At 35.6% G+C, this 21,517-nt stretch carries 18 protein-coding genes; 1 reads left to right on the top strand and 17 read right to left on the bottom strand.

Translation table 11 applies throughout. The features are described 5' to 3' along the window. Nucleotides 1-241 precede the first annotated feature (241 nt). The 3 genes from glmS to QF042_RS03270 all read right to left on the bottom strand — a co-directional run bounded on the left by glmS (nt 242) and on the right by QF042_RS03270 (nt 4,304). Nucleotides 242-2,080, bottom strand: a complete 1,839-nt coding sequence (gene glmS / locus QF042_RS03280) for a glutamine--fructose-6-phosphate transaminase (isomerizing) (RefSeq protein ID WP_307525328.1) — start codon at nt 2,078-2,080, stop codon at nt 242-244. A gap of 146 nt (nt 2,081-2,226) precedes the next feature. Further along, nucleotides 2,227-3,498: a serine hydroxymethyltransferase gene (gene glyA, locus QF042_RS03275; RefSeq protein WP_307533246.1), complete on the bottom strand. Its 1,272-nt coding sequence runs from the start codon at nt 3,496-3,498 to the stop codon at nt 2,227-2,229. Between the two features lie 62 nt (nt 3,499-3,560). Next, complete coding sequence (locus QF042_RS03270) at nt 3,561-4,304, bottom strand: ScpA family protein (protein WP_307533244.1); 744 nt, start codon at nt 4,302-4,304, stop codon at nt 3,561-3,563. Between the two features lie 189 nt (nt 4,305-4,493). Here QF042_RS03270 and dxs point away from each other — a divergent pair, with 189 nt between their 5' ends. Further along, nucleotides 4,494-6,422, top strand: a complete 1,929-nt coding sequence (gene dxs / locus QF042_RS03265; RefSeq protein WP_307525326.1) for a 1-deoxy-D-xylulose-5-phosphate synthase — start codon at nt 4,494-4,496, stop codon at nt 6,420-6,422. Between the two features lie 236 nt (nt 6,423-6,658). Here dxs and QF042_RS03260 read toward each other — a convergent pair whose 3' ends face one another. The 14 genes from QF042_RS03260 to QF042_RS03195 form a co-directional block, all read right to left on the bottom strand. Continuing rightward, on the bottom strand, nt 6,659-8,254 hold the full coding sequence (locus tag QF042_RS03260) for a gliding motility protein RemB (RefSeq protein WP_307525324.1): 1,596 nt from the start codon (nt 8,252-8,254) through the stop codon (nt 6,659-6,661). 108 nt (nt 8,255-8,362) lie between these two features. Then, entirely contained in the window at nt 8,363-9,754 is a 1,392-nt protein-coding gene (locus QF042_RS03255) for an undecaprenyl-phosphate glucose phosphotransferase (protein ID WP_307525322.1), read from the bottom strand. 271 nt (nt 9,755-10,025) lie between these two features. Further along, nucleotides 10,026-11,123 (bottom strand): mannose-1-phosphate guanylyltransferase, encoded by a 1,098-nt coding sequence (locus QF042_RS03250; protein ID WP_307525321.1) that lies wholly within the window; start codon nt 11,121-11,123, stop codon nt 10,026-10,028. A gap of 2 nt (nt 11,124-11,125) precedes the next feature. Beyond that, on the bottom strand, nt 11,126-12,244 hold the full coding sequence (locus QF042_RS03245) for a glycosyltransferase (RefSeq protein WP_307525319.1): 1,119 nt from the start codon (nt 12,242-12,244) through the stop codon (nt 11,126-11,128). Further along, complete coding sequence (locus QF042_RS03240; RefSeq protein WP_307525318.1) at nt 12,245-13,207, bottom strand: GDP-mannose 4,6-dehydratase; 963 nt, start codon at nt 13,205-13,207, stop codon at nt 12,245-12,247. Further along, nucleotides 13,204-14,469 carry a glycosyltransferase family 4 protein gene (locus QF042_RS03235; RefSeq protein WP_307525316.1) on the bottom strand — a complete coding sequence of 422 codons (1,266 nt, stop codon included), beginning with the start codon at nt 14,467-14,469 and terminating at the stop codon, nt 13,204-13,206. Before QF042_RS03235 ends, QF042_RS03240 begins: the two co-directional genes overlap by 4 nt. A 63-nt stretch (nt 14,470-14,532) precedes the next feature. Continuing rightward, on the bottom strand, nt 14,533-15,303 hold the full coding sequence (locus QF042_RS03230) for a glycosyltransferase family 2 protein (protein ID WP_307525314.1): 771 nt from the start codon (nt 15,301-15,303) through the stop codon (nt 14,533-14,535). Further along, on the bottom strand, nt 15,290-16,243 hold the full coding sequence (locus tag QF042_RS03225) for a glycosyltransferase family 4 protein (RefSeq protein ID WP_307525313.1): 954 nt from the start codon (nt 16,241-16,243) through the stop codon (nt 15,290-15,292). The genes QF042_RS03230 and QF042_RS03225 overlap by 14 nt, the downstream gene beginning before the upstream one ends. Next, nucleotides 16,209-16,538 carry a hypothetical protein gene (locus QF042_RS03220; protein ID WP_307525311.1) on the bottom strand — a complete coding sequence of 110 codons (330 nt, stop codon included), beginning with the start codon at nt 16,536-16,538 and terminating at the stop codon, nt 16,209-16,211. The genes QF042_RS03225 and QF042_RS03220 overlap by 35 nt, the downstream gene beginning before the upstream one ends. Before the next feature lie 143 nt (nt 16,539-16,681). Further along, nucleotides 16,682-18,019 (bottom strand): O-antigen ligase, encoded by a 1,338-nt coding sequence (locus tag QF042_RS03215; protein WP_307525309.1) that lies wholly within the window; start codon nt 18,017-18,019, stop codon nt 16,682-16,684. Between the two features lie 189 nt (nt 18,020-18,208). Beyond that, complete coding sequence (locus QF042_RS03210) at nt 18,209-19,093, bottom strand: NAD(P)-dependent oxidoreductase (protein WP_307525307.1); 885 nt, start codon at nt 19,091-19,093, stop codon at nt 18,209-18,211. Beyond that, complete coding sequence (locus QF042_RS03205; protein WP_307525305.1) at nt 19,086-20,066, bottom strand: Gfo/Idh/MocA family protein; 981 nt, start codon at nt 20,064-20,066, stop codon at nt 19,086-19,088. Before QF042_RS03205 ends, QF042_RS03210 begins: the two co-directional genes overlap by 8 nt. Further along, nucleotides 20,066-20,755, bottom strand: a complete 690-nt coding sequence (locus QF042_RS03200) for an NDP-hexose 2,3-dehydratase family protein (RefSeq protein WP_307525302.1) — start codon at nt 20,753-20,755, stop codon at nt 20,066-20,068. The genes QF042_RS03205 and QF042_RS03200 overlap by 1 nt, the downstream gene beginning before the upstream one ends. A gap of 3 nt (nt 20,756-20,758) precedes the next feature. Beyond that, on the bottom strand, nt 20,759-21,514 hold the full coding sequence (locus QF042_RS03195) for an NDP-hexose 2,3-dehydratase family protein (protein ID WP_307525300.1): 756 nt from the start codon (nt 21,512-21,514) through the stop codon (nt 20,759-20,761). Nucleotides 21,515-21,517 lie beyond the last annotated feature (3 nt).

The raw sequence follows: 21,517 nt of genomic DNA, 5'->3' as shown, positions 1-21,517 counted from the left end.
GGCTTTTTTTTGAAGATCAATAACACTTTCATTCTTTTTTGAAAGTGAACTGTTGGTGCCTATGGCAGCCTGCAGCCCCGCTTTTCCTCCTGCCGTTTTAATTTATCGATAATTAAAAATATGTGGATCAAAACGGCATCCGTACAATCGGGCTTATTTAACAAAGCCGGTATTTAAATAGCGCAAAAAAAAGCAGCTACAAATGAATGCAGCTGCTTTATCTATTTGTTTTGTTGTAAAATTATTCTACAGTTACCGATTTAGCCAGGTTTCTGGGCTGGTCTACATTACAGCCCCTCATCACCGCAATATGGTATGATAATAACTGGAGTGGAATAGTTGCTAATAAAGGTAGGAAAGCCTCGTTTGCATCAGGAATTTCGATACAGTAATCTGCCATTTTCCTCACTTCGGTATCGCCTTGGGTTACAATCGCAATTACTTTTCCTTTTCTGGCTTTTACCTCCTGTATATTACTGATCACTTTTTCGTACGATGAGTTTTGTGTAGCAATAAAAACTACCGGCATTTCTTCATCAATTAAAGCGATAGGCCCGTGTTTCATTTCTGCCGCAGGATAACCTTCTGCATGGATATAAGAAATTTCCTTCAGTTTTAAGGCGCCTTCTAAAGCCACTGGAAAACCACTACCTCTACCTAAAAACAAGCAGTTAGTAGAATCTTTAATCTTTTCTGCTACCTCTTTAATCAGGTCGTTCGACTCCAGCGCTATCTGGATCTTTTCAGGGATATGATCCAATTCCGTTAAAAGCTCAATCAATTTTGAAGTGGTAATGGTTCCTTTTTGCTGCGCCATGTAAAAGGCCATCAAGGTTAAAACCGTTACCTGTGCAGTAAATGCTTTTGTAGACGCGACACCAATTTCTGGTCCGGCGTGCGTATAAACGCCGGCATGGGTTAAACGTGGGATGGATGCCCCGGCAACATTGCAAATTCCAAAAATAGTTGCTCCACGTTCTTTAGCCATCTCAATGGCAGCCATGGTATCGGCCGTTTCTCCAGATTGTGAAATGGCAATGACCACATCTTTTTCAGTAATGATCGGGTTTCTGTACCTGAACTCTGAAGCATACTCCACCTCAACAGGAATACGGGCATACTCTTCGATAAGGTATTCGCCAACCAAACCTGCGTGCCACGAGGTTCCGCAGGCTACAATAATAATCCGGTCTATATTTTTTAATTTCTCAGCAAATTCTTTGATCCCGCCAAGCTGAACTTTTCCTTCTTCAGGATAAATACGTCCACGCATACAATCCTTAATTGAGCGTGGCTGCTCATAAATCTCCTTCAACATAAAGTGATCAAAGCCGCCCTTCTCCAGCATCTCAAGCTTTAACTGTAACTCTTGAATTAACGGTGTTTGCACTACGTTATCCAATTGCTTAACCAAAAGGTCATCTTTGGTAATCAGGGCGATTTCACCATCCTTTAGATAAATTACGTTTTTGGTATATTCTATAATGGGTGTCGCATCAGAGGCAATAAAATATTCACCTGCGCCAACACCAATTACCATGGGACTACCTTTCCTTGCAACAATTAAACGATCCGGGTGTTCCCTATCCATAATCACGATGGCATAGGCACCGTTCACTTCCTGTAAAGCCAAACGAACAGCTTCTAAAAGATCAATCTGTTCAATTTCCTGGATTTCTTCAATCAGGTGTATCAAGACCTCTGTATCCGTGTCACTTTTAAATTCGTGCCCACGGCTGGTTAGTTCTTCCTTTAAGGTGGCGTAGTTTTCTATAATCCCATTATGGATAATAGAAAGCTTTTCGTTATTAGAAGTATGTGGGTGAGAGTTGCGATCAGAAGGTACACCATGTGTTGCCCATCGCGTGTGGCCCATTCCAATTGTACCCGACTTATCTTTAGCTTCGGCATATTCTTCTAAAACCGCTACCTTGCCGGCTTTTTTATAAATATGCTGACCACTATTATTCATCAGTGCTATACCAGCACTATCATACCCCCGGTACTCTAATCTTTTAAGACCTTTTAGTACAATTGGCCAGGCTTCTCTGTAGCCAATATAGCCTACTATTCCACACATAAGTTACATCATTTTATTGATCAAATATATAAAACAAACGTTTGTTTTACGGCATTAAGGCGAAAAACTTACTTTACAAAAAAAGCAGCTACAAATTAATGTAACTGCTCGTGCTATAGCAACCTAAGCAAGGTTGGTGTATAATTTTATTTATAAAGTGGGAAAGCACTTACCAACTTAATCACTTCAGCTTTTACACTATTTAAGTTAGCTTCATCTTCAGGATTCGTTAAAACCCGATCAATTAACTCTACAATCTTTTCCATTTCAGTCTCTTTTAAACCACGTGTCGTAATTGCAGCAGTACCTACACGGATACCTGAAGTTACAAATGGCGATTTATCATCGAAGGGAACCATATTTTTGTTCACTGTAATTTCGGCTTTCTCTAAAGCATTTTCAGCTACTTTACCAGTGATATTTTTATTTCGAAGGTCAATCAGCATCAAGTGATTATCCGTACCGCCAGAAATAATACCATACCCTTTAGCCACAAATGCTTTAGCCATGGCCTGTGCGTTAGCCGCAACTTGTTTAATATAAGTTCCATACTCCTCACTTAAAGCTTCGCCAAAAGCAATTGCTTTAGCCGCAATAATATGCTCTAAGGGGCCACCTTGCGTACCTGGGAAAACTGCCATATCAAGTAAATTGCTCATCAATCGGGTTTCGCCTTTTGGTGTTTTTAATCCCCATGGGTTCTCAAAATCCTGTCCCATCATAATCATACCCCCACGTGGGCCACGTAAAGTTTTGTGGGTAGTCGTAGTTACAATATGGCAATGTGGAAGTGGGTTGGCCAACAATCCTTTTGCAATTAAACCTGCCGGGTGAGAAATATCAGCTAAAACCAAAGCACCAATTTTATCAGCTACCGCACGGATAAATGCATAATCCCACTCGCGCGAATAAGCAGATGCACCACAGATAATTAATTTAGGTTTTTCAGTTAAGGCAACTTCTTCTAATTTTTTATAATCGATCAGGCCAGTTTCTCTTTCAACACCATAAAATAAAGGCTGGTATAATTTACCTGAAAAATTTACAGGCGAACCATGAGTTAGGTGACCTCCATGAGAAAGATCGAATCCTAATATCTTATCGCCTGGTTGCAAAACAGCAAGCATTACCGCTGCGTTAGCTTGTGCACCAGAGTGTGGCTGAACGTTTACCCACGCTGCACCAAACAATTCTTTTGCCCTATCGATAGCAATTTGCTCTATTACATCCACTACCTGGCAACCGCCATAGTAACGTTTTCCCGGTAAGCCTTCAGCATATTTATTGGTCAGTACCGATCCGGCAGCTTCCATTACCTGCTTGCTTACAAAGTTTTCTGATGCAATAAGCTCTAAACCATGCTCTTGTCGGTTTAACTCCTTATCAATAAGTTCAAAAATTTGGTTGTCGCGTGTCATCATTATATGAGGTTTGTATTTTTTTGGCAAAAGTAAGAATTTCAAATTTAATTTAGGCTGTATTAAGATAATGCTTTCACATTAAAGTTGTTAAAGCCGCTCCCAATGCTTATCTCTACGATTTGTTGCTGCAACATTTCTAAAATAGCCAGGAAATTATAAACGAAATGCACTTTATTCTCCGAATTTTTAAGCACTAAAGCAAAATCAATCTGTTTATTAATATCGAGCAAATTAGCAATAAAGTGTTTTTGTTGTTCAATGGTATATGGATATTGAACCACAGTATGTTTAACCTCTTCACTGCGCAGCTCATACTTCTGCATCGTCCGGTGGTAAACGGTTAAAAGTTTATACAGATCAAGCGATAAAAGCTCATCTTGATGCGTAGAGGATGCTGCTGCCAAAGTGAGATCGTATGTTATGTTACCCCTATGGTCTTGCTTCAAACGTTCCTCTTCAAAAACTTTCATTTCTTCGGCAGCAGATTTGAATTGTTTGTAGGCAATCAATCTGGCAATCAGGTCTTGTTCCGAGTTGATTTCATTTCCGGTTTCATCAACCTCAATCCTTGGTAAAAGCATTTTCGATTTAATGCGCATCAAAGTTGCGGCCACTAAAATAAATTCGCTGGCCACTTCTACATTTAAAGCAAGGAGCTGATGAATATAGGCCAAAAAGTCGTTGGTGATTTTCGAGATCTCCACATCCTGGATATTAAGTTCATCGCGTTCGATAAAGAACAGCAACAAATCGAAGGGGCCTTCGAATACCGGAAGTTTTATTTCAAAATTCTCTGCCTGCATGTGAAGAGACAAACATAACGAAAATTTTTAGTCCTGGACAATCCTAACCACTAAACCCTACCCCCAACCTCCATCCGCTAAGCCCTCAACGCCAACCGCTTAACCATCAAGAATAAAGCACCATTTTTCTCTTCTATATTAAAACAAATTTGCCTTACTTTGTATCTTGTTTTTTACCATAAATTTCGAATGCAAGTAAAAGCTGGCCCCCTATTATCTAAAATCAACTATCCCGCTGATTTAAAGCAATATAGCGAATCTGACTTAGAACAAATAAGCCAGGAATTACGACAGTACATTATTGATGTTGTCAGTGTAAATGGCGGCCATTTTGGTGCCAGTTTAGGCGTTGTTGAATTAACAGTTGCCTTACATTACGCATTAAATACCCCTTACGATAAATTGGTTTGGGATGTAGGCCATCAGGCATACGGGCATAAAATATTAACCGGCCGTAGAGATTTATTCCATACCAACCGTGTATACGGTGGCATTAGCGGATTCCCGAAGATTTCTGAAAGCGAATATGATACTTTTGGTGTAGGTCACTCTTCTACTTCCATTTCGGCTGCTTTGGGGATGGCAGTAGCCTCGCAATTAAAAGGCGAAACCGGTCGGCAACACGTTGCCGTTATTGGTGATGGTGCCATGACTGCAGGATTAGCATTTGAAGGCTTAAATCACGCAGGGATCGAAAATAGCAATGTGCTCGTAATCTTAAATGATAATTGCATGTCTATCGATCCGAATGTGGGGGCATTGAAAGAATATCTAACCAGCATCACCATTTCAAAATCGTACAACCGTTTTCGTGATGATATTTCTCATGTGCTGGCAGGATTATCTAAACTTGGCCCTAATGCACACAAATACGTTAAGAAAATAGAGAAAAGTATTAAAGGAACCTTACTAAAACAAAGTAATTTATTCGAAGCCTTAAACTTTAGATATTTCGGTCCTGTTGACGGGCATGATGTAAAACGTTTGGCGCAGACCATAAAAGATTTATCTGCCATTCCTGGACCTAAACTTTTACATTGCATTACCGTAAAAGGCAAAGGCTTTGCGCTGGCAGAGAAAGACCAAACCAAATGGCATGCCCCGGGTTTGTTTGACAAGATTACCGGCGAAATCAAAAAAAGCGTTCCGGATAAACCACAACCACCAAAATACCAGGATGTTTTCGGGCATACTATTGTTGAGCTGGCAGAGGCCAATGATAAAATTGTAGGTATTACCCCAGCAATGCCATCAGGCTCATCATTAAATATTATGATGAAAGCCATGCCAAAACGTGCATTCGATGTGGGTATCGCAGAGCAACATGCCGTGACTTTCTCAGCTGGCCTGGCCACGCAAGGATTAGTTCCTTTTTGCAATATCTATTCGAGTTTTATGCAAAGGGCATACGATCAGGTGATTCATGATGTGGCCATTCAAAAATTGAACGTAGTTTTCTGTCTGGATAGAGCTGGTTTGGCCGGTGCCGATGGTGCAACACACCATGGCGCTTACGATATTGCTTACATGCGCTGCATTCCAAATTTGGTAGTTTCTTCTCCAATGAATGAAGAAGAATTGCGTAACCTGATGTTTACTGCTCAACAAGAAAATGTGGGTCCATTTGTAATCCGTTACCCACGTGGCAATGGCGTAATGCCTGATTGGAAACGACCATTTAAAGCATTAGAAATTGGCAAAGGGCGCAAAATTTGTGATGGTGAAGACGTAGCCTTATTAACCATTGGTCATGTAGGTAACTTTGCCGTTGAGGCACGAGCCGAATTAAACAGCGAAGGTTTTTATCCGGCACACTACGATTTACGTTTTGTGAAGCCATTGGATGAGCAGCTACTACATGAAGTATTTGCTAAATATAAACATGTAATCACGGTAGAAGATGGTTCATTACCTGGAGGAGTAGGTTCTGCAGTATTAGAGTTTATGGCCGATCATGGCTATAGCGCAAATGTAATCCGTTTAGGTATTCCAGATCAGTTTATCGAACACGGCGAACAGGCCGAGCTTTGGGCGGAATGTGGTTATGATAAAAATGCGATTATCGAGGCGGTTAGAAAAGTGGCCGTAAAAAGAACAACAGATAGTATGGCAGGGTAAAAGCTTTTCATATTTCTTGTCATTCTGAGGGGGGGTAAGTATTAGTGTCGTCACCCTGAATTCATTTCAGGGTCTTAATAGCAGGAAAGATGCTGAAATAAATTCAGCATGACGATCGCGTGAGGTGAAGCAGCTGTAAAACACTAACTATATTCAAATATTAATCGAACTCAGGTTAATTAACAAAAAAGCATCAGTTAACAAATAACTGAGGCTTGATTATATCATCACATCTCCTAAAAATCAGAATATAAATTTCTAAACGAACTGCGTAAACCAAAGGTAATTAACCCGGTAGTATTTTTACCTAAATTGTTACTTTCTCTCCTAACCACACCACCTAGTTCTAAGCGTAGGTTGTATTTCGGGTTAACTACATAGGCTACTTTTCCTTCCGCATAAAAAAGGTCTGTGCGAATCCCTTGAGTGGTGTAATTCCCAATAGGCTGTACCGCGTCAGTATATGGCTCGAAAATATTCTTACCATAGTTCTGCCCAGCGATATCCAAACCATACTTAGCATACATCAGTTCGCCGCTAAAATCAAAACGTTTGTAAGAATAGTTTAATAAACCAACAAGCTCTCTAAAGTTAGCACCAAAAGGATGTGCTAGAGGCTCATTATAGTTGGCGTAATTGCCGATACGGGTTCTTGAAGAAAATGTATAGGGTTTGGCCGTATTGTATTCCAATAAATAATTCAAACCTGCTACATGAAATACATCTGCTCCCCGCAATCCCAATTGCCAACCGTATTTATTTCTGGAACTGCCAGAACTTGAGAAGAAATTTTTAGCCTCAAACTCATCTAATGAAAACTGACCGTAAGCCACCAATTCTTTTGCAAATTCGTATTTTGTAGTAAATCCCAACAAAGCATTGTCTGGAGAACCGCTTGAGGCTTCTACTGGCCTTAAGAAGATGACAGGATTTGCATAGCCCCAATCAAATCCTCTTCTATTCCCAGCATCATCTGTCTGTGCCCAAATAATAGAGTCGAAAAATCCAATTGATAATTTATTGTTGACGTTCCAATCGAGGTAATGAAAAATCCCCCCTTTTTTACGGTTACCCGCATCGTAAGATAGTTTGGTCGCACCTGGATCCTGCATAGATGTCCACATCACCATATATTGTACATTCCCCAAATTACCGGTCAATTTCAAAAAGGGAGTTGGAGATGAAAAGTCAGATAACAATAAAGAGCGATAACCGTCACCAATAAAGGTTTTATCATAACCTGCGGTAATGTTCAAATATTTTATGGGTGTATAAGATACTGTTGCGGTAACATACGACCAATCTTTGGTTAATTTACCAAAGCTCCTATCATAAGATTGACCTGGCACAACTTTAGTCTGATTTACATAATTATCATAATAAGCTGCAAAACGCCCCTGATTCTCAAATCCGCTGGTGTAGAAAGAAAATTTCTTTCCTATTGTACCACCGACCTGATAACCACGGGTATTCAAATAGGTAGTTTTTTTACCAGAAACATCACGACCGATCTGGAAGTCAGGCAAAAAATCGGCATATACAGTATAATCTTCCCTTTGAATATCTAGTAAATGTTCCTGGAATAATTTTCTCGATACCCACGATTTTCTGGTTGAGTCTGTTCCGATGCTTAACAACATGCTACTTTTATCACGCAGCAAACTATCATCAATAAAAAAAGGCTTTAAAGCACTATGGATCCGTGTATTGGGATTATAAACCTCTCCACTCAATTTCTGATAAAACTGGAACGAATAAGGTTGATAAACAGCCTGGGCTTTAACTTCGTAAATGGAAACGACTAAAAAAAGGAGGAATAAGATTTTCTTCATCTGATAAATTTTAATTCAAACGGCAAAGAACGTTATTAATTATCAATTTAACACCTTTACCAAAGTTCTATAAGAGAAAAGCCCTTACGGGCTTTAAAACTTTAAATACTAAAAGGCGTTCTCTTCACCTTTAACCATATTAATCACGGTCATAAAAATAATCTTGACATCCAGCATCGCACTCCAATTCTCCAGATACCATATATCGTGCTCTACACGTTTTACCATTTTGTAATCTTCTTTGGTTTCACCACGATAACCGTTTACCTGTGCCCAACCTGTAATACCTGGTTTTAAAAAGTGGCGAACCATAAACTGATCTACAATACCTTTGTACTGTTCGGTATGGCTTAACATATGCGGACGTGGACCCACTACACTCATATGACCCATAAATACATTAAAAAATTGTGGCAGTTCGTCTAAACTCGATTTTCTCAAAAATTTCCCGATTGGCGTAATCCGGTCATCGTTTTTGCTGGCCTGTCTTTTATCACTATCCGAATTCATGCGCATGCTCCTGAATTTAAAACACCAGAAAGGTTCATCATCGCGCCCACTTCTCAATTGTTTAAACAAAACAGGTCCTTTACTCTGTATTTTAATCAATAATGCAATGATCGGATACAACCAGCTCAGTACAAAAAGAATAACTAGTCCACTAAACACCACATCGATTACTCTTTTCTTAAATCTATTATGAATTTTTTCTAAGGGCTCTGAACGTAAAGAGATTACCGGAAATTCATTCCCCAAATAACTCACCGTATAAGGCGACAACAGCGCCCCGCTAATATCTGGAATAAACTTTAACCGCACACATTGGCGCTCGGCCTCTTCTGTCAACAAAGTCATGTCAGCCATTCGATCAGGCGCAATTGTAACATAAATATCTTTTATCCCCTTATCAACTGCCATTTTAAATTGTCTTCCCACTACATCAGAAATCTGACCGTTACGATCTAGATAATCTTCTGGCACATCATTAATAAAACCATGGAACTCAATATAACGCTGTTTTTCAAAATAACTGGCCAGCTGTAAACCCGTAGCATTATTGCCCATGATGGCCACAGATTTAACCCCCCTCAAATGGTTAAATAATAAAAACTGAAAAGAGGTACCAATAAAGCGGTTCACCAAAAACAAAATGGCCAACATGCCATAAAAAATCACTAGGAAAGACCTAGAGAAATCATTTTGTTTTGAGAAAAACAAGTAGATTGAAAAAAGTACTGCATGTAGTACTACACTTTTCCACGTTCCACGATATATCCGCTCTATCCTTCTTGAGCCATATTCACTGTACAAACCAAAACTCGTAGTGCTTACTACCCAGATGAGGTTACACACTACAATATAATGCCATTGCAATTCTGAACTCACCGCTTTACCCATATAAGCGGTAAATTCGTAGGCAAAAAAGTACACAATGTTGACCATAATCAGGTCAGTAATCGGTAAAATATATTTGAGTATAAATAAGTAACGTGTTTGCATAGGCTTAAAGGGAAAACTTAAACATTTATCTATTGTTTTTGTTTTAAGTGAATCATAATGAACAAAATTGATGCCCAAAATCTGATTTCAAAGTTAAAAAATCATTACCAAAGTAAAAATCGTTAATAATCACACAATATAAGCTTTAAAAATCCTTCCAATAAAGAGAAGTATCTATATATTAATAAATAGTCGACTAGTCGTGCAAATACGTAGATACAAAAAAAGTTTACAAAAATGTAAACTTCTTAATCTTATTTGGCTTAGTATACTAAGCATATTTTATTCCGTGTTCGCTAACCATATCCTTAGCCACCTGCTTAATTTCTTGCTCATCCGATTTTGGATAAATCAAAAGTACCTCACCATCATCAACAACGATGTAGTTATCCAATCCTCTTATTACCGCCGCTTTATCATTGGGTAAGTGTATAATGCAATTGTTCGTGTCTTTCAAATTAATCTTAGTTAGATTAACCATATTATTATCGATATCTTTTTCTCCAACCGCATGTAAAGAAGCCCAGGTGCCCAAATCAGACCAACCAATATCAGCGGGAATAGTGTATACATTATCAGCCTTTTCTAAAATGGCGTAATCGATAGAGATATTAGGACTTAAAGGGTATTTTTCAGCAATAAAATTAGCTTCATCAGGTGTATTATAAAAAGGCAAGCCACTTTCAAACAGCGCAGTTATTTCGGGAGCATATTTCTCAAATGCTTTCTTCAAAGAACCTGCTGACCAGATAAATATTCCTGCGTTCCAAACGTAATCGCCGCTTTTTAAATATTCCTCGGCTTTAGCCAAAACTGGCTTCTCCATGAAGGCATTTACCTTTTTAATCTCATTTAATCCTTCCTGATTCTTGATACTTGCTTCTTGGTATTGAATGTAGCCATAGCCAGTGTCTGGCCTGGTAGGAGTAATTCCTAGTGTTAGCAATGCATCGTTTTTTGAACTAAAATTCAAAGCTTGTTTAATCTTGTCTAAAAATATATCCTCTTTCAAGATTAAATGATCAGAAGGTGCAACCACAATATTGGCATCGGGATTTAACTGACCAATTTTATAAATAGCATAAGCTATACAGGGTGCAGTATTGTTACGGCTAGGTTCTAACAAAATATTAGCCTTTAAAACAGTTGGCAATTGTTCGGCAACTAAATCCGAATAACTTTCATTTGTTAATATAAATATTTGATCATTTGGGCAAATGTTCAAAAATCGCTCATAGGTAAGCTGTAATAAAGATTTACCCATTCCTAAAATATCAATAAACTGCTTCGGGAAATGATTGCGACTTTTTGGCCAAAAGCGGGAACCTACTCCCCCGGCCATAATAAGTATATAGGTATTATTCTTCATTTTTATTTTAATTTAAGATTTATACTTTCAGACACAAACTTTTGCAATTCTTTCATAAATACACTTTCATCAAATTTTTCTGCATGAGCACGTATAAATTTTGAATCAAATTCTAAGGTCTCGAACAAACTAATAGCGTCAATCAAAGATTTGACAGTCTGTTCTTTGAAAAAGACAGCTGTTGCTCTAGACGCGTCATTATCATAAGGAATCATAGTCTCGAGAACCCCTCCAATTTCATAAGCAATAACTGGCCTACCCGAAGCATTTGCCTCTAAAGGGGTAATTCCATAGTCTTCATATTGAGGAAAAATCAATGCTTTGCAGTTTGCATATAATATTGCTAATTCTTCGCTAGATAATCCCTTTCGAAATTCAATATTATTTTTCGCCAGCCGTTTCAATTCTTCTGCTTTTGTCCCATTACCAACTACAATAAGCTCGAGGCCTAATCTGTTAAATGCTTCAATAGCCAAATCCGCCTTCTTGTAAAATTCAAGCCTTGATACCAATAAATAATAATCTTGTGGTTTTTCCACAACATGAAAATTACGGGTTTTAACATCAGGTGGTATAATCTTCACATCACGAATGTCATAAGCGTCTTTGATTCTTTGTGATGTTTCATTCGTCATTCCCAGATAAAAGTGACCTTTTTGTGCTGCCTTTTTATCAACTTTTCGCAAATAGCTTACTACTTTGTCAAAAACCCATCTATGGATTCCTTTCGAATCATTATACTGACTGTAAGAAGTTGGGTTCCACGCCAAACGAAATGGAGTGTAGGTATATATGAATACTACAGCATTTTTATCAATGTCTACATATTTAGCACTATGCGTGTTAGATATTAAAACTACATCATATCCGTGAACTTTGACAGCTTTCATCGCCCAAAGTGCAAATGGGAAATATAGTCGTTGCATCCATTTTACACTTTTTGATAAAAATTGTAATGCTGAAGTCTTAATATTGTAGTTCCGGTATTCAGGATAAGTACCCTCAGGATTATATGCCAGCGTATAAACATCTGCATCGGGAAATGCTTTTAACATAGTCAACACGACTTGCTCAGCACCTCCTCTCCTCATTAGTTCATCGTGAACGATTGCTATTTTCATCTATTTAAAATTTTTATCTTCTTCTTCAATCAATAATGTCAAGACATCGAAAAAAGACCTGTTATATTCCCAACCCAAGACTGCTTTAGCCTTTTGGTTATCTCCAAACATGTCTGCCATATCTGTTGGTCTAAACAATGTGGGATCTTCTACTAACCTATTTAACGGAATATTTAAATAATCTAAAGTATAATTGATTATGTCACGTAAATAAACCGAATTACCTGAGCAAATTAAATAATCATCTGCCTTACCCTGCTGTAAAGAAAGCCACATGGCCCTTACATAATCAGGCGCATAACCAAAATCTCTTTTTACATCAATATTCCCAACACGCAATTCATTTTTGATTCCTTTTCTAATTTCTAGTCCAGTTCTAATCACCTTCTTAACAAAGAAATTTGGGCTCCTTAAATACGATTCATGGTTAAAAAGTATCCCATTCACACAAAAAACTTTATAGGACTCACGATAGTTCACACCAATCCAATATCCAGAAGCCTTAGATATAGCATATGGGCTTAATGGATGAAAAGGGGTATTCTCATTCACTGGTAAATTATTTACTTGTCCAAACATCTCACTACTTGAGGCTTGATAGATTTTAGTATCTAGCTGTAACAACCTTACGCTCTCCAGAATATTTAACACTGACTGCGTGTTATAATTTAAGGTGCCGATAGGCTGCTCAAAGGATATTCCTACTGAACTTTGCGCAGCTAAATTATAAAATTCATCAGGTTTATATTTGAGTAAAATCTTAATAATACTTGAAAAATCAAGCAAATCACATTCTTCTATAAGAATGTTTTCTGAGATGCCCAAGTAAACAAAATTCTTTTTACTAAAATTATGACTGCTTCTCGTTAAACCTACGACCACATAATCATTCCTGGATAAAAGTTGCGCCAAATAAGCACCATCTTGCCCTGTAATGCCTGATATAATTGCGACTTTCTTCATTTATTTTGTAATACTAATTCATTTTTGCCAACTATTTGTCCATAAACGCTTACCAAATTTTTAGCATGATTCATGAGGGAATGATCCCTGTTCCAAAATTTCTCATAAGTTGCCTTACTTAAAGATGATAAAAGCTCATCGTTATTATACATGCAACTTATCTTTTCAGCCAAATCATTAACATCTTCAGAACGGAATATCATTCCATCTGTTCCATCGTTAATTAATTCGCATGCAGCGGTGCAATCGGAAACAATAGATGAAATACCAAAAGAAGAGGCTTCTTGAACTACTAAACCATAAGTTTCGTACCAAACTGAAGGAAAAACCAGAAATCTAGCACTTTTCAAGATATCTCTTATTTCCAATTTGTTCTTCCACCCTACAAACTTAAACTTAGGGTATTTTTGAATTAAATTTTTAAAATTATCTCCTTCACCAATAATTATAGCATCATCTATATTCAACTTAAGCATTGCTTCGCAGAAATATTCAACTCCTTTTTCTGATGAAAGCCTGCCAATAAAAATACAATTCTTATTTAGCTCTGCTTCAATCCTAGGGATAAGTATACTATCAACGGGGTTTTCTACATAATATGTATGCTTGAAACCCTTAATGTATGGAGTTAATACCTCATACGATAATTTTGAGATAGAAATTAGACTAAGTTTTTTCTTTAAAGCTACAAACATTGCTTTCTGAACAAACGATCTGATTATCCGATATAATTTAAAGCCATAATTTCTCGAATCACAGTTTGAAGCTATACAACTTAAAGAAAGTGGTACTTTTTTGCATATGCCTTTACTTTGAAAGTTATAAAAACTACCATTGGGGCAAGCAATAAAGTAATCATGTAGTGTAATTACTGTTGAGTAGGAGTGAAGCAGTGAACAAACAATAGGGCTAATCGATAAACCTTTGGTCCAGCCATGAATATGCACTATAGTATTCTCCTGATTAAAAGTCTTTAATAGTTTTTTCATTTGGCGATAAGCCTTAACATTCCAAATACCTCTAAAAAGAGCTTTAATCTTATTTTTGGAATACAATATCTCCTCATTATTAAGGTGACTGATGGACACATTACTATCCAACAAAGATTGGTCTACATTACCAACGGCACAAAAATAATTTACATTATATCCTGCCAAGCTTAAACCAACAGCGCTATCTACAGCAACTTTTGCAGCCCCTCCATTTATATTAGAAAAGTCATTAACAATTATAATGTTGAGTTTTGAGTTATCTTTTAACATCCTTCTGTAGCGCCTAGGCTAAACAATTTTAATTCGTATCAAGTATATTATTGTTGCTTATTATTAGATATTGTAGCCAATTTTTCTCAAAATTTTCTTCAAATTACTTTTAGCTATTTGCAAACAGTAATAATATTTGGCAATTATTAAATTCAATTTTCCAGTAGAAGTAACGATTTGATAATGCTCTTTAAAAAGTTTTTTTTCATTAAAGCTTACTCCTCCCTGGGCCATTCTTACAGTAACTTTATTAAAGAATGAAGTTTTAAATGCATTTCCAGGCCGTAATAATATCTCATAATCGCTACATATTTTATATCTTGTATCAAACAGTCCATAAGTATTGAAAAAAACTCTACTGTGAAGAGAGCCAGGATGTGCAATTGTATTCATTAATCTACTTTTTTTCCAATCCCATTTTTCACCGAGTGTTTTTATATATTTATCATTTGTATTCACTAAATCCATTTTCGATGACACATACTCCAAATCAGATTTACAAGTTAAAATATGATCTACATAATCCTGCAACGCATTTGGATAGTATGAATCATCTGATCCTATGAAGCCTATCCAGTCACCGGTTGAAAAATTTATACCCTTATTCCATGCCTCATAAATACCCGAATCCTTTTCACTTATCCATTTATGAATATATTCATTATACTTCTCTATGATATCTATTGTATTATCTGTAGATGCAGCATCAATGACAATTATTTCAAAGTTGCGATAAGTTTGCCCGATTATACTTTTTAAGCAAGTTTCTAAAGTTTTACCTGCATTATAAGTTGCGATTATAACGGAAATCAGAGGTGTATTATTTTTTATCATTTTTTTTATCCAAAATCAATTCATAAAAATCAACAAGATTTTTTTTATAAATTCCCCATGTATATTTTTCACCGATTAATTTCGAAGCACTTCTACCTATTTTTTCTCGTAGCATTTTATCATTAATTAGCCTTTCAATTTCATCAGCAAGTATCATTGAATTATTTATTGGAATAATTACCCCAGTTTCATCATGTACAATAGGCACGCCACAATTCTCTGTTGTTATTACTGGTAAACCTGATGCCATTGCCTCCATGGCAGCCCTTGATGAACCTTCGGCAAAGGTTGGAAAAACATATAAATCGCTATTCTTCAAATGATCTTTAAGTTCATCATATAAAAAAATGCCATGGAAAACAATATTAGAAGGAATATCTGGTATTTTTAAATCATCTACTATGCCCAAAACATCAAGAACTACTGAAACTCCCCTTTCGTTAAGTTCCTTAATTGCTTCAATTAATATTCTTGCCCCTTTTCTAAAACAAAAATGCCCAATAAAGATAAGATGAACTGCATCTTTTTTAACAAAAGACCAATCGGTTTTTAAGCCAACAAAATCCTCTCTCACCCCAAAATAAATTACCTTTACAATATCTTCCCTATAGCCATTATCTAAAAAAGTACTTTTTACAAAGTCTGAATTTACTAGGACATAATCTGCGTCTAAGCAATCTTTTTCAACGAGCGTCCAAAATTTTGAATTAGGATCTAGGTCATATTTTTGATTAAACCTCTTATATTCTTCGATTAAATATTCTTTCATCGATACTGGGTGGGCTATACTATGATCCGCAATTGTGATCATATTTTCTTTCTTAGCCTTTTCTATCGCCCCACCTTGCCCTGCACCACTCCTAACATGAAAAATATCAGCATTTTTAATGTGTTTTTTAGTTTCTTTACCTAAATAATTTCCAGCCCCAAGTAAGTGCATTATCCTCTTTTAAGAGCTTAAGTCTAACCAGAATAATTAAAAACCACAGGTAAAATTCTGACTTTGAACATGAGATAATATCATCATCATCAAGGCCTACAGGTTGCCTAACCATTAATCTTTTATAAAGATCCGCTCTTCCTACAATCTTTCCCAGAAAGTTAACAATTATAGGGTTTATTTTTTTTGGTAACCACCCGGTTAGATACTTAACCTTAATTCCACTTTCTTTTAAAAGGGCTCCAGCCTGGCCCAATTGTATTCTACCTTGGCCTTGGGATAAGATTATCTTCATAAAAATTCTTATTTTTCTGCATTTTAAAATTACACTGATTGATCATTCATTCATTATAAATGACATGAGAATTACGTCAATAAACCTAATTGTCAGGCCTGTTTAATCTAATCATCATAGTTAAAGTAATTCCTGTGGTAATATTAAATTCCATGTCTATAATCATTCTCAGCGTTAATAAATTTCGATTGATCATATTCATAGTTTGATTTTATTAATGTTTGAGCCGATAGAATGACACTAAAAAAGACCCAAATAAAAAGCATTGTAAAAGTAGGGAAAGCAAAAAAGTAGACACAAGAAGCAAGTATACCAGCCGCTAGCACATTTGACACTTTTTTAGCACGTTTATATAAAAGATAAAGAAAATATATAAAAAGTATAAATACAAAAATACCAGTTTCTGATAAAATTTCGACATATATATTATTTGGAATTCTTTTGCCCCCTAAATCGAAATCAGGTAAATTGTTAAAGTGACTATAATGCATTCCATAACTAGAAAGTCCAACACCAAAGAAAGGATTAGAAGTAGCCATTTTCAGTCCTGTAATTGTAGTATTTAAACGATCAAGCCTTGAATATATATCATTAGTATTCTCAACAGAATCTTCACTAGCGAAAATTTTATTATAGATCAAACTTCTAAAACCATCACTAAACTGAGTTAATAGAGTAACAGAAATGGCAATTACAGTTATAGAGGCAATCAATTTTAGCTTATGTTTTTTATAAACATAATATGTATATATAACAAAAAATAAAAATAAGCAAAATATTGAAGCTGTAGAAAATGTGGTTAATATTGTTCCCCAAAAAAAATAAGCCATTTTTTTCCTCTCATAAAAAAAGGAAATGATTCCCATAAGCAATAAATAGAAACCCATGTAGTTACCTTCTTTAAATGTTCCACTGCGGATAACATTCATTATCATCTGTGATTCTTCCTCCATTCCTGGTAATTTTAATACTGGTAGATGAAGTATCCCACTAAAAAAAAGGTACCATGAATATGATGCAGAAATAATTGCACCTACAAACAAAAATTTAATTAATTCTGGTTTTCTTTTTAAAATATCCGTTGTAATAAACATCCCTGCAACAACCAAAAAAACATATATAAATTTTAGCACACTGTCAACAGTCGGACTTATTCTAACGGCACTAGTAGTTAATGGGTAGTTGTAAGTATAGAGCGTATTTATAATTAATGATATTAAAATACAAATGCAAAACATTATAATTGTTAGGCTTGGTTTTCCAACCTTCCACATTTCTGTTTTTCCAGATGCTAACTTTAAAGAAATTAAACATAACAAACAAATCTCAGATAACTTTAAAGGAAACATAATATTTATTGTCAATGCCTGGGAAAAAGGTAAAAAAATTAAAAAACCCTTTATTAAAAAATCCTCGACTGAACTTGTCTTTCTAATTACTGGAACAGTATACTGATTAGCGCTTGCCAAGTGTTGTTTCATTAAAAATTTATTAATTTTAAGTTTCGTTTATATGTTGGCACTAGTGTTTTGTTAAATGTTTGCAGCAAGCCTCTTTAGATCTATAAACGCTACTGTAATTATTAGATGGAAATCTGATTACCCAATTATAGCGTTAACTTTTAATTCATATCCCTCAATATACCCTATTTTAGGGTCCCCATCCAATCGTTAAATGAATGAAATATAGTTATACTTAATAGTTGCCATTAATGCAGAATCATCAAACATGGTATCTCCCGACTCAATTAACATATCTATCTCTGGAAACGGAATAAAATTAACTGTAACATTAAAAAAATCTGCGATAGGCGTTGCTACATCCAATAATGAAAGATGGTCCTTTCCTCCAATGTTGTATACTTTATTATTTGTGTCACTAACCATCCCTCCAATAATTAAAATATTGGTAAGATCTTCTACATGTGTAAAAGTTCTGCATAAATTCCCGTCACCATACAGACTGATAGGTTGCCCATTTTGGGCTTTACTTACAAAATGGCCTAATGTACCATATGACAATTCTGTACCGATCATATTACCATATGGCACACATATTCTAAATATTGTATAATCTAAGCCAAATAAATTTCTATAAATTTCCAAATAGCTCTCGCAAGCAAATTTGTTTATAGAATAAATTGTTTTAAATTCCTTTTCATCATCTTCTTTTAATAAGACACCTTTTTTGCCTTTATAAATCAAGCGTGTTGAAGGAAATATAATTTTTGGCTTTGTTATCTGATCCTTTATTAAATCTAAGACCTTTAATAATCCAAGTTCATTTATGTTAATAAAATTTTGATATTCCTCTATGCTTTTATACGTCCCCGTTAAGCCAGAAAAAAAATAAATGTAATCTGAGTCGCATAATTTTTTTGTAGCATTATTGCTAATGTCGCTACTCAAGTCAAGTTGCTCATAGAGTTCATTTTTAATTTTACCCGTAGCTTGAACGTCAAACAGGGCTATATCATGCTCATGATTTTCTAATAAATTGTAAGCTAAGTGCTGTCCAATGTATCCATTGGCTCCTAAAATTGAAATTTTACTCATGATTTAAATTTTGGGAAGCCTTATACATTTCAGAAATAATTTCCATTCTCATAAGGATATCATCCTTTTCATTCTTAAAACTTCGATCTTCACCAGAAATTTTATGATAAAAACCATCTAGCATAAGATGAAATTGATTTACTGCTCGAATTTCAACAATTTCCGTGCCCTTATCTGTTTTAATAACAATTTCTGCTGTCATATTTGCTGGTTTAGTATATGCCCTATCGACAATGATCGTGCCTTCGCTGCCCCATATTTCTATCCGATTTTTGTACGAAAAACCAAATCCGTATGTTAAATTTGCTGAATAGTTTGCCCAATCTAGCCTTAAAAATCCTCTCTCATCGATCTGCAATTCTTCATTATTTTGAAAGTAATACGACTTATTAGTATATTTTTTGCCGAAAATCTCCAAGCTCGCGCTTAGCGGATAAATTAAATTATCTAAAATCGCGCCACCTCCAATTTCATTTTGATTTCTTATATCAGTTAATGGTAAGCTGGGAAAGCCAAATGAACTCTCGAATAGCCTTATGTCTCCGATAATTTTTTTATTAATCAATTCTTTCAATTTCTCAAAATATGGATGATATACGTACGCTAAACCTTCCATAGCAATTAAATTAAATTGGGCTGCAATATTTATAAGGGATTGAGATTGCTCTAAAGTCGATGTAAAAGGCTTTTCAAGCAATAAATGTTTTTTCGCTTGCAAAACCCGCATGCCCCATTCATAATGGAGTCCCGTTGGTACAGAAACATAAACTGCATCAACTCTTGAGGAATTAAGAACATCATCATAAGATCCAAAATCGCATTTATACTTTGCAGCAAACTGTTTACCTTTTTCAACAGATCTGGAGCCTACCATTACCAAATTAAACAGCGGGTTTTCAATAATTGTTGGCAAAACAGTTTTATCTGCTATTGCCGAACATCCTATAATCGCTATATTTAAGGGCTTTTTCATTAAACAGGGGTAATACAAGCCAATAAACTTCTGGCTTCAATATTAAAATAATTATTAAATTTTATAAAGGCCTTAGCCTGCTTCACTGTCATCCATATATAATTTGGATGAATTTCATTCAATTCATCTTCTCCAATTTCAATCACAATGTTCTGATTCTGTTCTTGATAAAATCTCCCACCTTCTTCAGACTGGAGTGTATCGTAGTGAACAATCCCCTTCTTGTCTAAAAAGTAATCAAGATATACAACATTATATTCTGGATTATTATAACTCCCTGTGATGCATTGAACAGTTGGTGCCATTTCTAAAACATCAAAGTTTCCAGCTTCTAATTTTGCTTGGATCAGTAAATGATATATCCCATTTATCTTTTTTATGATAAAACCTATTATCCCCTCTTCTCTCTGTCTAATGATAGGTTGATACCATTCAGACATTTCTCTATTTCCGACTTTGCATTTTACACCAAGAACTTCAAAGTACTTGCCAGAATCATGTGATACTGATAAATCATCAATACTCCAGTTTTGTGTCTGGTTAATACTGCATTCTTTAATTTCCAATGAAGCGTACATCTTCAAATTAGTAAACCAGCTAATTATTAATTCAAATGAGTTTAAATCACCATCTTTTGTAAGGATAGATTCTAGGAGTTGGTTTTTAAAATCGCTATTGTAAATTGCCATATCTTATATAATTTGAATGCATGATAAAACAGTTCTAGTATCCATATTTATCAGATTTGGATAATTGAGCAATGTTTTTAGCTGGTTTAATGTTAACCAACAAAAATTATCTGGAACATCAAGCTCTATACTCTGATCCATCTGTATAATCATATTTCTATTTCTCTTTTTCAGAAACCTTGCCCCCTGCTCAGACTGTAATTGATCAACAATTATTTTTTTTCCAAACACTTCATCTTTAAAGTATTCCAAGAATTTTGGAACATTTCCTCCGTGAACTTGCGTAAAGTTACTCTTTGTGGCCTGCAAAGTGGGTGAGAGCTGAATTTTATTAACATTTCCAGGTTCAATTTTACCCTGCATCAAAAAGCAGAGTATTCCATTTCTCTCCTGGCATAAAATTCCTAAGAATCCAACTTCTGGTTGATTGATAATTGGTTGGTCCCACTCCTTGGTTAAGTTATTTATAGTTGCCTTAACATGAATTCCTTCAATGCTAAAAAACCTGCCACTTTCATGTTTAATATTACCATTTTCTTCAACTTTCCAATTCTTAAGTTTTGATAAGGGAGTAAATTCGATTTCAAACGTTACCTTTTCGTTTAAATCGTTCAGCCACTTGAAAAAACTATCTAAACTTAACTCTGGATTATACTCTACTGCAGATGATAAAATAAGTTCAACTCCAATGGGCGAAAGTTCTGGATAAGTTTCCAATATTTTCTTCCTCAATTCCAAAATTTCTTTAATCGTTTTCATTAT

The sequence above is a fragment of the Pedobacter sp. W3I1 genome (assembly GCF_030816015.1).
Classification (GTDB): Bacteria; Bacteroidota; Bacteroidia; order Sphingobacteriales; family Sphingobacteriaceae; genus Pedobacter.
The sequence above is the reverse complement of the archived record's forward strand: the minus strand, read 5'-3'. Positions and strand labels throughout refer to the sequence as shown.

Excerpts from the sequence above, each read along its gene's own strand:
- QF042_RS03230 (WP_307525314.1), bottom strand. The coding sequence starts at position 15,303 with ATGATAAAAAATAATACACCTCTGATTTCCGTTATAATCGCAACTTAT.
- glyA (WP_307533246.1), bottom strand. The coding sequence starts at position 3,498 with ATGACACGCGACAACCAAATTTTTGAACTTATTGATAAGGAGTTAAAC.
- QF042_RS03245 (WP_307525319.1), bottom strand. The coding sequence starts at position 12,244 with ATGAAAATAGCAATCGTTCACGATGAACTAATGAGGAGAGGAGGTGCT.
- QF042_RS03220 (WP_307525311.1), bottom strand. The coding sequence starts at position 16,538 with ATGAAGATAATCTTATCCCAAGGCCAAGGTAGAATACAATTGGGCCAG.
- QF042_RS03250 (WP_307525321.1), bottom strand. The coding sequence starts at position 11,123 with ATGAAGAATAATACCTATATACTTATTATGGCCGGGGGAGTAGGTTCC.
- QF042_RS03235 (WP_307525316.1), bottom strand. The coding sequence starts at position 14,469 with ATGTTAAAAGATAACTCAAAACTCAACATTATAATTGTTAATGACTTT.
- QF042_RS03210 (WP_307525307.1), bottom strand. The coding sequence starts at position 19,093 with ATGAGTAAAATTTCAATTTTAGGAGCCAATGGATACATTGGACAGCAC.
- QF042_RS03260 (WP_307525324.1), bottom strand. The coding sequence starts at position 8,254 with ATGAAGAAAATCTTATTCCTCCTTTTTTTAGTCGTTTCCATTTACGAA.
- QF042_RS03195 (WP_307525300.1), bottom strand. The coding sequence starts at position 21,514 with ATGAAAACGATTAAAGAAATTTTGGAATTGAGGAAGAAAATATTGGAA.
- dxs (WP_307525326.1), top strand. The coding sequence starts at position 4,494 with ATGCAAGTAAAAGCTGGCCCCCTATTATCTAAAATCAACTATCCCGCT.
- glmS (WP_307525328.1), bottom strand. The coding sequence starts at position 2,080 with ATGTGTGGAATAGTAGGCTATATTGGCTACAGAGAAGCCTGGCCAATT.
- QF042_RS03200 (WP_307525302.1), bottom strand. The coding sequence starts at position 20,755 with ATGGCAATTTACAATAGCGATTTTAAAAACCAACTCCTAGAATCTATC.
- QF042_RS03225 (WP_307525313.1), bottom strand. The coding sequence starts at position 16,243 with ATGCACTTACTTGGGGCTGGAAATTATTTAGGTAAAGAAACTAAAAAA.
- QF042_RS03270 (WP_307533244.1), bottom strand. The coding sequence starts at position 4,304 with ATGCAGGCAGAGAATTTTGAAATAAAACTTCCGGTATTCGAAGGCCCC.
- QF042_RS03240 (WP_307525318.1), bottom strand. The coding sequence starts at position 13,207 with ATGAAGAAAGTCGCAATTATATCAGGCATTACAGGGCAAGATGGTGCT.
- QF042_RS03255 (WP_307525322.1), bottom strand. The coding sequence starts at position 9,754 with ATGCAAACACGTTACTTATTTATACTCAAATATATTTTACCGATTACT.
- QF042_RS03215 (WP_307525309.1), bottom strand. The coding sequence starts at position 18,019 with ATGAAACAACACTTGGCAAGCGCTAATCAGTATACTGTTCCAGTAATT.
- QF042_RS03205 (WP_307525305.1), bottom strand. The coding sequence starts at position 20,066 with ATGAAAAAGCCCTTAAATATAGCGATTATAGGATGTTCGGCAATAGCA.